11 protein-coding genes are annotated in these 14,801 nt (G+C 34.4%); 10 read left to right on the top strand and 1 reads right to left on the bottom strand.

Going from position 1 to position 14,801, the window contains the following annotated elements:
- Nucleotides 1-27 precede the first annotated feature (27 nt).
- The 3 genes from M0M44_RS22810 (at nucleotide 28) to M0M44_RS22800 (ending at nucleotide 4,479) form a co-directional block, all read left to right on the top strand.
- Nucleotides 28-1,608: an NADP-dependent glyceraldehyde-3-phosphate dehydrogenase gene (locus M0M44_RS22810; RefSeq protein WP_248727802.1), complete on the top strand. Its 1,581-nt coding sequence runs from the start codon at nucleotides 28-30 to the stop codon at nucleotides 1,606-1,608.
- Between the two features lie 217 nt (nucleotides 1,609-1,825).
- A complete protein-coding gene (locus M0M44_RS22805) occupies nucleotides 1,826-3,703 on the top strand; it encodes a M1 family metallopeptidase (RefSeq protein ID WP_248727801.1) in 1,878 nt (625 codons plus the stop codon).
- 161 nt (nucleotides 3,704-3,864) lie between these two features.
- Nucleotides 3,865-4,479 carry a hypothetical protein gene (locus M0M44_RS22800; protein ID WP_248727800.1) on the top strand — a complete coding sequence of 205 codons (615 nt, stop codon included), beginning with the start codon at nucleotides 3,865-3,867 and terminating at the stop codon, nucleotides 4,477-4,479.
- A gap of 49 nt (nucleotides 4,480-4,528) precedes the next feature.
- Here the strand turns inward: M0M44_RS22800 and M0M44_RS22795 are convergent, their stop codons facing one another.
- Nucleotides 4,529-5,092 carry a PorT family protein gene (locus M0M44_RS22795; RefSeq protein ID WP_248727799.1) on the bottom strand — a complete coding sequence of 188 codons (564 nt, stop codon included), beginning with the start codon at nucleotides 5,090-5,092 and terminating at the stop codon, nucleotides 4,529-4,531.
- A gap of 173 nt (nucleotides 5,093-5,265) precedes the next feature.
- On the opposite strand from M0M44_RS22795, the gene M0M44_RS22790 reads away from it, so the two are divergent.
- The 7 genes from M0M44_RS22790 (at nucleotide 5,266) to M0M44_RS22760 (ending at nucleotide 14,798) form a co-directional block, all read left to right on the top strand.
- Nucleotides 5,266-5,673 carry a GNAT family N-acetyltransferase gene (locus M0M44_RS22790; RefSeq protein WP_248727798.1) on the top strand — a complete coding sequence of 136 codons (408 nt, stop codon included), beginning with the start codon at nucleotides 5,266-5,268 and terminating at the stop codon, nucleotides 5,671-5,673.
- Nucleotides 5,674-5,842: 169 nt separating this feature from the next.
- Nucleotides 5,843-6,223, top strand: a complete 381-nt coding sequence (locus tag M0M44_RS22785; RefSeq protein WP_248727797.1) for a hypothetical protein — start codon at nucleotides 5,843-5,845, stop codon at nucleotides 6,221-6,223.
- Nucleotides 6,224-6,399: 176 nt separating this feature from the next.
- Nucleotides 6,400-7,482 carry an efflux RND transporter periplasmic adaptor subunit gene (locus tag M0M44_RS22780; RefSeq protein ID WP_248727796.1) on the top strand — a complete coding sequence of 361 codons (1,083 nt, stop codon included), beginning with the start codon at nucleotides 6,400-6,402 and terminating at the stop codon, nucleotides 7,480-7,482.
- A gap of 87 nt (nucleotides 7,483-7,569) precedes the next feature.
- On the top strand, nucleotides 7,570-10,737 hold the full coding sequence (locus tag M0M44_RS22775) for an efflux RND transporter permease subunit (RefSeq protein WP_248727795.1): 3,168 nt from the start codon (nucleotides 7,570-7,572) through the stop codon (nucleotides 10,735-10,737).
- A complete protein-coding gene (locus tag M0M44_RS22770; RefSeq protein ID WP_248727794.1) occupies nucleotides 10,730-12,181 on the top strand; it encodes a TolC family protein in 1,452 nt (483 codons plus the stop codon). The genes M0M44_RS22775 and M0M44_RS22770 overlap by 8 nt, the downstream gene beginning before the upstream one ends.
- Before the next feature lie 343 nt (nucleotides 12,182-12,524).
- Nucleotides 12,525-12,917, top strand: a complete 393-nt coding sequence (tssD, locus tag M0M44_RS22765; protein WP_248727793.1) for a type VI secretion system tube protein TssD — start codon at nucleotides 12,525-12,527, stop codon at nucleotides 12,915-12,917.
- Nucleotides 12,918-12,938: 21 nt separating this feature from the next.
- The gene (locus M0M44_RS22760; protein ID WP_248727792.1) at nucleotides 12,939-14,798 is read left to right on the top strand and encodes a type VI secretion system Vgr family protein; all 1,860 of its coding nucleotides are present in this window, start codon (nucleotides 12,939-12,941) and stop codon (nucleotides 14,796-14,798) included.
- The last annotated feature ends 3 nt before the right edge of the window (nucleotides 14,799-14,801 follow it).

The following is a 14,801-nucleotide window of genomic DNA, read 5'->3' as shown; positions in this document are numbered from 1 at the left end:
TTACCAGACCATTAAACAAACCAAATTATGAGTTTTATACCAGAAGAATATCAGATTAATAGTCTGATAAATCAAGATACCTATCTTGTAAATGGAGAATTGAAACAATGGACAGGGCAAACCACACCTGTGTTTTCTACTATTTCTTCAACTGAAAAATATTCGCCGACTTTATTAGGATCTATTCCTTTTATGGGAGAAAAAGAAGCAGCAGAAGTTGTCGAAGCTGCTACCAATGCATACGATATGGGACAAGGTTTATGGCCAACTATGAAAGTAGTAGATCGTATTAAATGCATGGAAAAATTTGTGAAACAAATGAAAGAAACCCGCGAAGAAGTAGTGAAATACTTAATGTGGGAAATTGGAAAATCATTAGGAGATTCACAAAAAGAATTTGATAGAACAGTAGAATATATTTACGATACTATTGCCAGCTACAAAGAATTAAACGGACGCAGTTCGCACTTTGAAAAAGTGCAAGGTGTAAACGCTATGATTCGACGTGGGCCTCTTGGAGTAGTTTTATGTCTTGGACCCTACAATTATCCGTTGAATGAAACTTTCTCATTGTTGATTCCTGCCTTGATTATGGGTAACACTGTAATCTTCAAACCGGCTAAACACGGTGTTTTGTGTATTTCGCCATTATTGGAAGCATTTAGAAGCAGTTTTCCAAAAGGTGTTATCAATATCGTTTACGGAAGAGGACGCGAAGTGGCTTCTCCAATTATGAAATCTGGAAAAATCGACGTTTTAGCCTTAATAGGAAACAGTAAATCGGCAATTGCTCTGCAAGATCAGCATCCGAACAAAAACAGATTGCGTTTAATTTTAGGCTTAGAAGCCAAAAATCCAGCAATCATTCTTCCAGATGCCGATTTAGATTTGGCTATTCAAGAATGTATTACAGGAAGTTTGTCTTTTAACGGACAACGTTGTACTGCTTTGAAAGTGTTATATGTTCACGAATCAATTGCTGAAGAATTCAATAAACGTTTTTCTGAAAAAGTAGACAGTTTACTTTTTGGAAATCCGTGGGAAAAGGGAGTTGCTCTAACGCCGCTTCCAGAAACTGACAAACCAAAATATATCCAAGGTTTAATTGATGACGCTCTTCATAAAGGAGCTAAAGTTTTAAATGAAAAAGGAGGAAAACATACAGATAATTATATTTTTCCTGCGGTTCTATATCCAGTAAATAAAGAAATGCGTGTTTATCACGAAGAACAGTTCGGACCAGTTGTTCCTGTGCTTTCGTTTAAAGACATTAAAGAACCTTTAAATGATATGGCAGAATCAAATTACGGACAGCAAGTAAGTTTGTTTGGTAAAGATATAAAAACTCTTGCACCGCTAATTGATGCTTTAGTCAACTTAGTTTGTAGAGTAAACCTCAACAGTTCTTGCCAAAGAGGGCCAGATGCTTTTCCTTTCACAGGAAGAAAAGATTCTGCTGTAGGAACTTTGAGTATTCCAGATGCTTTGCGTTCTTTCTCAATTCGTACGTTTGTAGCTTCAAAAGATATCGATTATAATAATGAGATTCTGCAGGAATTGCTTAACAGCAAAGAATCGAATTTTATTAATACGGATTATATTTTGTAGTCATCAAGGTTATATATTAATTGTAGATGCCGTCTATTCCTTTTAGGGATAGACGGTTTTTCTTTTTTTTGTAAAATGTAAAATGTTAGAGCAGTTTTTTTACATCTAACATCTAGCATTTCACATCTCACCATTAACAATTAATAATTAAATTTGTAACATTGTTTTAAAACAGCAGTCTTATATATCAAACAATTTAAAGACCTAAGAATTATTTATGAAAAAGAGATTTTTGCAATTTGCATTAATAGCATTCGTTCTTTTTGCCCAAGATACTATTGCTCAAGAGCTTTACATGCCACGAAATATAAAAAAAGCCTATGAAAACGGAACACGTTCTAAAGACGGAAAACCAGGCGTTAACTATTGGCAGAACCGTGGAAAATATAATATGGAAATTTCAGTTGATCCGAAAACAAGATTGGTTAGCGGAACTGAAACCATTATTTACGAAAACAATAGCAAGGATACTTTAAGAAACTTAGTTATTCGTTTTGTAAACAACCTTCATAAGCCTTCTTCTCCAAGAGGAGGTGAAGTAAGTAACGATTTTTTAAGCGATGGATTAACGATTGCTTCATTGAAAGTAGAAAATGAAGTGTATAAAGAAGACGCTAAAAACTGGGGAACTGTTGGAACTGTAAAATTGCAAAAACCAATTTTACCAAATTCAAAGACCACTATAAATATTCAATGGAATTATCCTTTGTCTAAAGAAAGCGGCAGAGAAGGCCAGATTGACGAAACGACATTTTTTGTAGCGTATAGTTATCCTCGTGTTTCAGTTTTTGACGATTATAATGGGTGGGATAGATTACCGCATACAGATCGTCAAGAATTTTACAATGACTTCAACGATTATGTTTTTTCTGTAAAAGCACCAAAAAACTACGTGGTGTATGCAACTGGAGATTTATTAAATCCAGATGAGGTTTTGCAGCCTGAATTTGCTTCACGCTTAAAAAAATCATACACAACAGATGAAATTCTGCATATTGCAAACGAGCAGGAAATGAAAAGCGGAATCGTAACGAAACAATACGATTGGAATGTCTGGAAATTTGAAGCTAAAAACATAACTGATGTTTGCTTTGGTTTAAGTGACCATTATTTATGGGACGCTAGTAGTGTTGTAGTAGATAAGAAAACAAATCGTCGTGCGAGCGTTCAGGCGGCTTATAATGTTAAAGGAACCGATTTTGTGAATTCGGTAAAAAACAATCAATATGCTTTAGATTGGTTTTCTAACAATTGGCCAGGAGTTCCGTATCCATTTTCTAAAATGACGGCTTTCCAAGGTTTTGCCGATATGGAATATCCAATGATGTGTAACGATTCAGAAATGGGAGATCCTATTTTTGCACAGTTGGTACAAGATCACGAAGTAGCGCATACTTATTTTCCTTTTTATATGGGAATCAATGAAACGCGTTATGCCTTTATGGACGAAGGTTGGGCAACAACTTTTGAATATTTAATTGGAACTGCTGAACATGGTAAAGAGGCTGCAGATAAGTTTTATAAAGAATTTAGAGTAAAACATTATATAAGCGATCGATCTTCAGAACAAGATCAGCCAATTATAACAATGTCTACACAAGTTTCTGGTGCAGGGTATGGAAACAATTCTTATGGTAAAGCTTCTCTTTCTTATTTGGCTTTAAAAGATATGTTAGGAGATGAATTGTTCAAAAAAGCGCTTCATTTTTATATGGATACTTGGAACGGAAAACATCCTATTCCGTGGGATTATTTTAATTCATTTAATACAGCAACGGGAAAGAATTTAAATTGGTTTTTTAACAATTGGTTCTTTACTAACAATTTTATCGATATTGCCGTAAAGGGTCTTTCTGCCGATAAGAAAACCATAACAATAGAAAACATTGGAGGTTTTGCAATTCCTTTTGATGTTGTAATTACTTACGCTGACAAGTCAAAAACAACTTTGCATCAAACGCCAGCGATTTGGGAGAAAAATCAAAAAACAGCTAGAATAATTTTGAAAAGTGCAAAAAAAATCGAAAAAATTGAGCTAGATGGTGGGATTTTTATGGATGCAACACCAGAGAATAATGTCTTAAGTGTTAAATAATTGAATTAAATTTAAGTAAATAAATTAAAACATCACTTTGTTTTGGCAAAGTGATGTTTTTTGTTTAAAATAATTAAAAATATTCAAATTATAGAAAATAGTTTAAATATTTCTCCGAAAAATATTACGTTTGCCCAATACTAAAAATACCACCAAATCTAATGAAGAATACTTTTGTTCTGGTTGTTTTGCTAAGCAGCCTTCAGTTTTTTGCGCAGAACGATCAAAAGACTGCATTTCAAAAAAACAAATATGAATTGGCTAATTCTTACTACAAAAAAGCCGATTTTGTAAAAGCTATTGATTTATTTTCTTTAGCAGCAAAGATTAAACCTGAAAATGAAATCGGAAAAGAAGCTACTAAAAAGGTAGACACCTTACGTGAACTTTTAAGAAAAGAAATTTTAAATCAAGCAATTGGAACTTGGAAAAAAACAGGAAATCAGCCAATTTGGTCCTCGACAACAGCAGTTACAGCCAATCAATCTACTTTTGACGAATTGGTCGAAATTAAAGAAAATGAGATCTTATTTTATGAGGTTGACAAAAAAACAAAAGTAAAGAAACTTGTAAGAACTGAAAATTTAGTTTATAATGATGCAAAAAGCATGGTCTCATTATTTTCAGAAATTATTCTTTCTGATGGAACAGTTTGGAACTGTAGTCTTAATGAAAAGTCAGACGTATTGCATGTTGTTAATGTAGCTGTTAAAACAGAAGAGGGAATAAAAAAGATAGAAAGGGATAATGAGGAAAATTATTACGTTAAAATGTAAGTGAATTATAGAAAAGGGAATCGATCGATTCCCTTTTTTATTAGGAGTTTTATAGAAATTTAAATCCAATGGAGAGATTAGTAACTCCAGTTTTAATTTCGCTGCTAGACGCATCTATATCACTAAGTCCTGCAAGATATCTAACATCAAAAGTCAGTCTCCAGACATCAACTCCGACACCTCCAAGAATGCTATGATTGTTTTTTTCTATAGCAATAGAATTAAGATTATTGCTGGTACTTATGTCTGAATAATTTTTCCAGTTGTATCCCACAAAAAGTCTCACATTTCCAAGTTTTCCAAGCGGAATAATTTTAAATCCTGCAATTAATGAAGCATCTGTTCCTGCTAGTTTAAATTCTGTTTCTCCAACGCCGTTTTGGTATACGCTAAAATTAGTTTGGCCATATCCGAATTCGCCTTGAGCATAAAAAAGTGCAAGGTTTACTCGGCCAAATGCGGCAAATCCGATTCCTGTATTCGTATGATCGGAACTGAAGTTTTTGGCATTGACAGAAGTAATATTAGTAGAAAACTGTGGTCCGATTTGTATTAATTGTGCAAATCCATTGGCACAAATACATAAAAATGCTGCTAAAAGGAATTTTCTCATAACGGAATTTATTTGATTTTGGTACTATAAAAATAACCATAATAGATTATAATTGAATGATTTGTCTGATTTATTTTTCTGTAAAGTTTTGATAATTAATTATATCAAGATTCCTCGTTTGCTTTTTTCAATTAATCAAAATGAATTAATTTTGAGAAGATTTAATATTTAAAATGGAAGTTAAAACAATAAGCGCGAGCGATACTTGGCAAATACGACACGAAGTAATGTGGCCAGACCAGCCTTTTGAGTTTGTAAAGCTTGAAGAAGATAATTTAGGAATTCATTTTGGAGTTTTTGAAGAAGATAAATTGGTTTCTATAGTCTCTTGTTTTATGGAAGAGAAAGAAATGCAGTTTAGAAAATTAGCGACTTTAGAAGATTATCAAGGTAAAGGAATTGCATCTCATCTTTTAAAATATATTCTAGAATTTGCCAAAGAAAAAGGTGTAGAAAAAGTATGGTGCAATGCCAGAACCAATAAAAAATCATTTTATGAGAAGTTCGGAATGATAGATACTTTTAAATCTTTTGTAAAATCAGGACAAGAATTTACGATTATGGAAATTTTGATTACTTAATTGTAATGTTTAAGTTATTGATTTTTAGCGATGTAAATAAAGGGTTTAATTTTGAAGTAAAGTGATTAATAAATATTCAGAGAATGAAAACGTTTTCGTTTTATGGAACTGTTAAACCTTGTTAAAAATTCTTTTTTTGTTTTAATTCTTTTACTACTTTCGCACCGAAATGAGAAAGTTAATAGTATTTTTAGTATTCATGAATATGCTTCTGTTTGGCGGAGGCCAATATTTGAATGCAAATACTTTTGGTGCTCATACTCACCATCACCTGCAAAAACATAGAGTTAAGTTTACTAATCAAGATCGTGGAACTTCAATAATTGAAGATGCTGTAGATGTTGATCTAGAAGAAGATCTAGTAGGAGGTGATGATGTTGATTTACTTACGTGCAAGTATTTTACTGCTACGTATAGTTTGGTAGACACTTTGTATCGGGCACTTTCAGATCAGTCTGCAGCGAATGATTCCAATCGTTTAAAAATTTCTACGCCTGTTTTCGGGCATTCAAATCCTATCTATATTACTCAACGAGTATTAAGAATTTGATTTTAAAGTATACATCGGTTACCTGAGTTTTGATCTCTGCGTATCTTGCTGTTGTATATTTTTTCTACTTCTGCTTATATAAAGTTAAGGTCTGGGCTAAGGCTGACTGATGCATTTAACATCCAAAAGGAATTTTCATTCCAAAGCATTCAATCGCTTAATTTCCAAACTAAATCATGAAAAAAATCATTGTGTTCACAGGCTTAATGGCCTTGGTGTGCTTAACGAGCTGTACATCTAAAAAAGAAGAAAAAGAAGAAGTAGAAAAATTCACCGTTACTAATCCGGTAAGAATTGATACTTCATTTACAAAAGAATACGTTTCACAAATAAAATCGGTTCGTAATATCGAACTTCGCGCCCAAGAAAAAGGGTTTTTACAAAATATATATGTTGACGAAGGACAGTTTGTAAAAAAAGGACAGCTGTTGTTTAAAATTATGCCTAACATGTATCAGGCAGAATTATTAAAAGCGCAGTCAGAACAAAAATCAGTAGAAATTGAATTGCAAAATTCAAAATTGCTGGCTGATAAAAATATCGTTTCTAAAAACGAATTAAGTGTGGCTCAGGCTAAATTGCAATCTGCAAAAGCTGAGGTTGCGCTAGCAAAACTTCATTTATCATTCACAGAAATTAGAGCTCCGTTTGACGGAACAATCGACCGTATTCCTTTAAAACTTGGAAGTTTAATTGACGAGGGAGAATTGCTGACAAGTCTTTCAGACAACAGTCAAATGTTTGCTTATTTCAATGTTTCTGAGCCAGAATACATTAGTTATGAAACAAATATTAAAGATCGTGCAGATAACAAAGTGAATTTAGTTTTGGCTAACGGTGATATTTTTAAGGATAAAGGAAATGTTGAGGTAATCGAAAGTGAATTCAACAACGAAACCGGAAACATTGCTTTTAGAGCAAGATTCCCTAATTCTGGAAAATTACTTAGAAATGGCGAAACAGGACAAGTTCAAATGAATGTTCCTCTTAAAAATGCTATTGTGATTCCGCAAAAAGCGACTTACGAAATTCAAGATAAAAAATATGTTTTTGTAGTTGGAAAAGACAACAAAGTAAGTTCTAGAGAAATCACTATTACTGGCGAAATCCCTGATTTATATGTAATCAAAAGCGGTCTTACAGAAAATGATAAGATCTTGCTTGAAGGTGTTCAGAAAGTAAAAGAAAACGACAAAATTAAATTCGATTACGAATCTCCTAAAGAAGTAATCAATCATTTACGCTTAAAAGCAGAATAAATGAAGTATTCAGTAAAATACTGTACTTAAAATTTTACTGATGGCGTATTGATTTCCATTTAATTTAATCATTTAAAAAATATTAAAATGTTTAATAAATTTATTCAAAGACCTGTTCTGTCGATAGTAATATCGTTGATTATTGTCTTTTTAGGGGTGTTGTCGGTTTTAAATTTACCTATTACACAATTCCCTACAATTTCACCTCCAATGGTGAACGTTACCGCAGATTATCCTGGATCTAACGGTGAATTGATGGTTAAGGCTGTTGTTATTCCTTTGGAAAGAGCCTTAAACGGAGTTCCAGGAATGAAATATATGGCTTCTGACGCTGGTAATGATGGTGAAGCTACGATAAAAGTGGTTTTTAATTTAGGAACAGATCCAAATCAAGCGGCGATTAATGTTCAAAACCGTGTGGCTTCGGTTACTAATAAACTTCCTCCGTTAGTAATTAGAGAAGGTATCAAAATTACTCGAGAAGTGCCTAGTATGTTGATGTACGTGAACTTGTATAGTACAGATAAAAATACTGACATGAAGTTCTTGTACAACTATGCCGATATCAATGTTCTTTCTGAATTGAAAAGGGTAAACGGTATTGGTTCTGGAGATATCTTAGGAACACGTGAATATGCAATGCGTATTTGGTTAAAACCAGATCGTATGTTAGCTTATAAAATTTCTGCTGATGAGGTGATGGAAGCATTATCAAGTCAGAGTTTGGAGGCTTCTCCTGGTAAAACGGGAGAAAGTTCTGGTAAACGTTCTCAAGCATTTGAGTATGTATTGAAATATTCTGGACGTTTTACAACAAAAGAACAATACGAGAACATTGTAGTAAAAGCAAACCCAAATGGAGAGCTTTTAAGATTAAAAGATGTTGCTAAAGTTGAATTTGGTAGCTCGATGTATGATATCTACTCTAATTTGAATGGAAGACCATCTGCAGCGATTGTATTAAAACAGTCTTTTGGAAGTAACGCGAATCAGGTTATTGAAGAAGTAAAAGCAAAACTAGAAAAAATCAAACAGAGATTCCCTAAAGGAATGGATTATGAAATTTCGTATGACGTTTCTAAATTCCTTGATGCTTCTATCGAGAAAGTAATTCATACTCTGGTTGAAGCATTTATTCTGGTAGGTTTGGTAGTTTTCCTTTTCTTAGGAGATTGGCGCTCTACGGTTATTCCTGCAATTGCGGTACCAGTATCGTTGGTTGGAACTTTTGTGTTCATGACATTCTTTGATATTTCATTGAACTTGATTACGTTATTCGCTTTAGTATTAGCAATTGGTGTCGTCGTCGATGATGCGATTGTGGTAATTGAGGCCGTTCACGCCAAGATGGAAGAAGAACATCTCTCGGCATTTAAAGCAACCAAAAAAGCGATGCACGAAATTGCGGGGGCAATTATTGCGATTACATTCTTGATGGCTGCGGTATTTATTCCAGTTGCATTCATGTCTGGTCCTGTGGGAGTATTCTACAGACAGTTCTCTGTAACTATGGCAACTGCGATTATCCTTTCGGGTATTGTGGCTTTGACATTGACACCTGCGCTTTGTGCAATGATGTTAAAAAATAATCATGGTCAACCTAAAAAGAAAACACCAGCAAATAGATTTATTGATGCTTTCAACGAAAAATTCAATTTAGCACAAGGGAAGTATCAAAATCTATTAGGTAAAATCGTTGACAGAAGAGTGGTTACTATTGTAGCACTTCTAGGTTTCTGTGCTGGAACATGGTTAATAAGCAGTTCTGTTCCTTCAGGATTTATTCCGAATGAAGATCAGGGAATGTTTTATGCTGTAATTCAGACACCTCCAGGTTCATCTTTAGAAAGGACTAATAATATTGCAGAACGAGTTCAAAAAATTGCTGAGGATATTGATGGAGTTAAATCTGTTTCTTCATTAGCTGGTTATGAGATTCTGTCTGAAGGTACAGGAGCTAACTCGGGAACTTGTTTGGTGAACTTGAAAGACTGGAGCGATAGAAAAGAATCTGTTTTGGAGATTATGCACGAAATGGAGGAAAAATGTAAAGATATTACAGGAGCGAATATCGAATTTTTCCAACCGCCTGCTGTACCTGGTTATGGTGCTGCCGGAGGATTTGAACTTCGTTTGTTAGATAAAACCGGTTCTGTTGATTATAAGAGAATGGAACAGGTAAACAACGATTTTGTTGCCGAATTGAACAAACAGCCAGAACTATCAAACGTATTTAGTTTCTATAGTTCTAGTTTCCCTCAATACATGATGAAAGTTGACAATGATTTAGCACAGCAAAAAGGAGTTTCTATCGAAAATGCGATGAATACTTTGTCAACTCTTGTGGGAAGTAACTATGAGATCAGTTTTATCAAATTTGGTATCAACTATAAAGTAATCGTTCAGGCTTCGCCAGAATATCGTGCACAGCCAGATGATATCTTAAAATTGTATGTGAAAAATGATCGTGATGAAATGGTGCCTTTTTCTGCTTTTATGAAATTAGAAAAAGTATACGGACTTTCAGAAATCACACGTCATAATATGTATACCTCAACACAAATCAGTGGTTCTCCAGCTGCGGGGTATAGTTCTGGTACAGCGATTAAAGTAATTCAGAAAATTGCCGCTGAAAAATTACCAAGAGGATATGATATTGACTGGGCAGGTATTTCTGCCGATGAGGTAGCTCAAGGTAATCAGGCGATCTGGGTATTCTTAATCTGTTTAGGATTCGTTTACTTGGTATTAGCAGCACAGTACGAAAGTTTTATTCTGCCATTGTCAGTAATTCTTTCTTTACCAGCAGGTATTTTTGGAGCTTTCCTTTTATTGAAATTAACAGGATTAGAAAATAATATCTATGCTCAGGTTGCCATGGTAATGCTTATTGGATTATTAGGTAAGAATGCCGTGTTGATTGTAGAGTTTGCGATACAAAGGCACGCAGCCGGTAAGTCGGTTTTAGATGCTGCAATGGAAGGAGCAAAAGCAAGGTTCCGTCCAATTTTGATGACTTCGTTTGCATTTATCGCAGGTTTATTACCGCTTGCTTTTGCAACTGGTCCTGGTAAAATTGGAAACAGAACCATTGGTACTGCCGCAGCTGGAGGTATGCTTATTGGAACCATTTGCGGTGTATTTGTAATACCGGGCTTGTATTTCATTTTTGCTAAAATTGCTGAGAAACACAAATTGGTAAAACATGAAGAAGAAAACCCATTAACAGAAGAAATTGACAACAATCATGTATAAAGTTAAATCATATCAATACAGTATTGCGATTGCTGTATGTCTAGCGGTTGCAGGGTGTAAAACCCCTGCACCGGAGGCAGCAGTTACTACCAGTACTCCAGTTCCAGAATCGTTTGGCTCAACAGTTCAGACTCAGGATGCAAACAGCAATACGGCTGCATTAAACTGGAAAGATTATTTTAAAGATCAGAATCTAGTTGATTTAATAGATACTGCTCTTAAAAACAATCAGGAATTAAATATCACTTTGCAGGAAATTGAAATTGCAAAAAATGATATTCGCGTTAAAAAAGGACTTCTATTGCCAACAGCAGGCTTACGTGCTGGAGCTGGAGTAGAAAAAGTAGGTAGATATACCAGTCAAGGTGCCGGTGATGCTACTACAGAGATTAAACCAGGTGTAGAAACTCCAGATCCGCTGGGAGATTTTACGATTGCAGCTTATGCTAATTGGGAAGTAGATATCTGGAAAAAACTGCGTAATTCTAAAAAAGCAGCCTTAAACCGATATTTAGCTACAGTAGAAGGTAAAAACTTTGTGATTACAAACCTCATCGCCGAAGTTGCTGATTCGTACTATGAGTTACTGGCTTTAGACAATCAGTTGGATATTGTAAAACAAACGATCAAATTGCAGACTAACGCTTTAGAAATTGTAAAAGTTCAAAAACAGGCTGCAAGAGCAACAGAATTGGGAGTTAAGAAATTTGAAGCAGAGGTTTTAACTTCACAAAGTATGGAGTTTGATATTTTGCAGAGGATAAAAGAAACCGAAAATAAAATCAACTTTTTGTTGGGTAGATATCCTCAGGAAGTAAAAAGAACAAGCAGCACTAATTTCTTAAGTTTATTGCCAGCTTCTGTAAGTTCTGGAATTCCGTCTCAATTGTTACAAAATCGTCCAGATGTTAAACAAGCAGAATTAGAATTGGTAGCTTCCAAATTAGATGTAAAAGTGGCTCGCGCCGAGTTTTATCCTTCTTTAGATATCACGGCAGCGATAGGAGTAAATGCTTTTAAACCTTCTTATTTGTTTACTATGCCAGAATCGCTATTGTATTCTTTGGCAGGAGATCTTGTTGCTCCTTTGATTAACAGAAATGCAATTAAAGCAGAGTTTGCAAGTGCAAATGCAAGACAGATTCAGGCATTGTACAATTACGATCGTACGGTTTTAAATGCTTATTTAGAAGTTTCGAACCAAATGTCTAAGATCGAGAATCTTCAAAAGGGTTATGATCTTAAATCTAAACAAGTGGACGCTTTAAATACTTCGATTGATGTTTCAAACGATTTGTTTAAATCAGCCCGAGTAGATTATTTTGAGGTTTTGATGACGCAGAGAGACGCATTAGAAGCAAAATTGGAATTAATTGATACTAAAAAAGAACAGTTGAATGCTGCAGTTCATGTCTATAGAGACTTGGGCGGTGGATGGAAATAATATTGCCAATTAATTTGTAGAGAAAAAGCCTTTTGGGAGTAAAATCCTGAAAGGCTTTTTTTATTTTTTTTGTAAGAAAATTATTTTATATTTGCATTTCACTGTTCGGAAAAAAGTGACTTTAAACCTCGGGAGCTATTATCTAGTTTTCGGGGTTTTTTTATGCTTTTTAAATTTGTTCTCATTGTTAAATTTTAATATTTTTCTTACTTATGTTAAACTGTCTTACTATATTTACAATATAATTATGTAATATTTTATTTACTTAAATACCACTTATCATTTATTGATTAAGGTTATAAAATCTACAAAAGCCTGTAAAATAATCAATAACTTTTTAGATATGAGTTTTTTAGCAAAATTAGAATTAGACAATGAGGTTTTTAATGTCTTAGAATTTGATGTTCAGTTTACGCAGAATGTCGATAACAACGGAAAACCGGCCAACAAGACAAAAGGGGGGCAAATAAAACTTGTAATAGAAACCACACATACTGATTTATTTTCAGATTGGATGGTTTCGCAGACAAGCGTAAAAGATGGAAAAGTGATTTTTTATCGAAGAGATGCTATGAGCACCATGAAAAGTGTAAACTTCAAAAAAGCCTATTGCATATCATTTCATAAAAGCTTTAGAAGTGAAGGTTCAGTTCCTATGGTTACCGAAATTTTGATTTCTTCAAACGAAGTAAAAATTGGGAATACAATTTTTGAAAACAATTGGAAAAACTCATAGCTCTTTTAAAAAACAACTAGTATGGCATTGCAAACAATTACGAATATTAAAATTGGCGAAATAAGAATTGCTAATTTCAACAAATTAGAAGTTTTTCAGACAATTCATGACCACCACACTTTTTCATTCGAAGTAAGACAAGATTTATTAGTAGAGGAATTTAAAAGTGTGATGCCTTTTTCCCAAAAGTTATACGGAGAAAAAATAAGCATAGAAATAAAACCTATAGAGGGTCTGGAAGATCTTATTATTGGAGCAGATTCTAAAGATTACATCATGCAGTTTTACGGCATAGTAACCGAAGTTAAACTGCAAAAATCCCGTATTAAAGACGTAGAAGAAACCATCGTAATAAAAGGAAAGAGTACTACAATACTTTTAGAAAACGGACCCGAATGCAATTCATTCACCAACATGTCTCTGAATGATATTGTAAAAAAAGTAAAATCAGACTGTGATATTGATATCGATGTAAGACCATTTTATTTAGACAACCTGTCTTACACTGTGCAGTACAACGAAAGCAATTTTGCTTTTCTAAATCGTTTGGCCAAAAGAAATGGGCATTGGTTCTACTATAACGGACGAACAACGATTTTTGGAAGTCCGGGCGGTGTTGGCGCACAGCCAAAATTAATATATGGAATAAACATGCAGGATTTTGATTATACCATAAAACTTATCCCTGCACTATTTAAAGTAATAGAAAACGATAACAATGATGGCCAGTATAAAACCGATGAAACTTTAAGATACAGAAAAGAAGCAGACGGTTTCCAGCAAAACTTTTTAAACAAGTCTAATGAAGTTTTTAATAAAGAAACAGTCATACAGCTAAACCAGACCCCTGTTGGCGGATCTGGAAGGCGATCTTCAGAGGAATATGCCAAAAACAAAATGCGCTCTATTTTGAGTGGTTTAGTAGAAATGAAAGCCTCAAGCGAAGTTCCAGGCCTTACTATAGGAAATGAAGTAAGAGTAACAGGTGTCGATATGCAGTTGGAAAGCTCTTACCGCGTAACGCAGATTACGCATATCTGCGATGATGGAGGTGGTTATGAAAACCATTTTACAGCCGTAAATTTTAACGGTTCTGTGTTTTCACCAGAAACAGATCCAGATTTAGTGCCATTTTGCAAAAGTCAGACTGCTATTGTAACTGCCAATACAGATCCTGACGGACTCAGCGCTGTACAGGTACAGATGCCGTGGCAGGCAGCCAAAGGTGAAAGCACACCTTATATTCCTTTAATTCAAAAATATGGAGGCGATGCCAGAGGAGCTCATATCATACCTGAAATTGGCGATACGGTTTTTGTAGATTTTCAGGGCAACAATCCCGAACTGCCAATTGTAATGGGAACCATGACCAGCAGAAAAGAAAAAAGTGGTTATAGTACGCCCAATAATGATATAAAGGCAGTGATACATAGTCGAAGCGGAAACAGAATTATTTCTGATGATGCTACGGGTGACATAACAATAGAAAGTCAAAAAGGCGAAACCATTGCAGTCGTGCATGGTGATGGTAATATAAAATTTAAAGCGCCTAAAAATATTGAATTTGAGGCAGGTGAGGATATTATCCTAAATGCAGGAAAGAATATGAACACCAATGTAGGTCTTAATAAAACTAATACTGTTGGAGGAAACTATACTGAAACTATTGCTAGTTCAAAAATATTAACGATTGGAGTTGATTTTATGACTAAAGTAACGGGAAATCTAGCAGAATTTGTAAAAGGTAATAGAGAGTCTGAAACTGGAGAAAGAAAAGAAATTGCAAAAACTGCTTCTTTAATAAGTACGGAAGAACATATTAACGTGCATGCCTCTAAAAACCTGAATAAATACAGTGGCGAAAACTCATTAAATTCATAGCCT

The sequence above is a fragment of the Flavobacterium humidisoli genome, from assembly GCF_023272795.1.
GTDB classification, from domain to species: domain Bacteria; phylum Bacteroidota; class Bacteroidia; order Flavobacteriales; family Flavobacteriaceae; genus Flavobacterium; species Flavobacterium humidisoli.
This window is presented reverse-complemented; position numbering and strand designations above follow the sequence as displayed.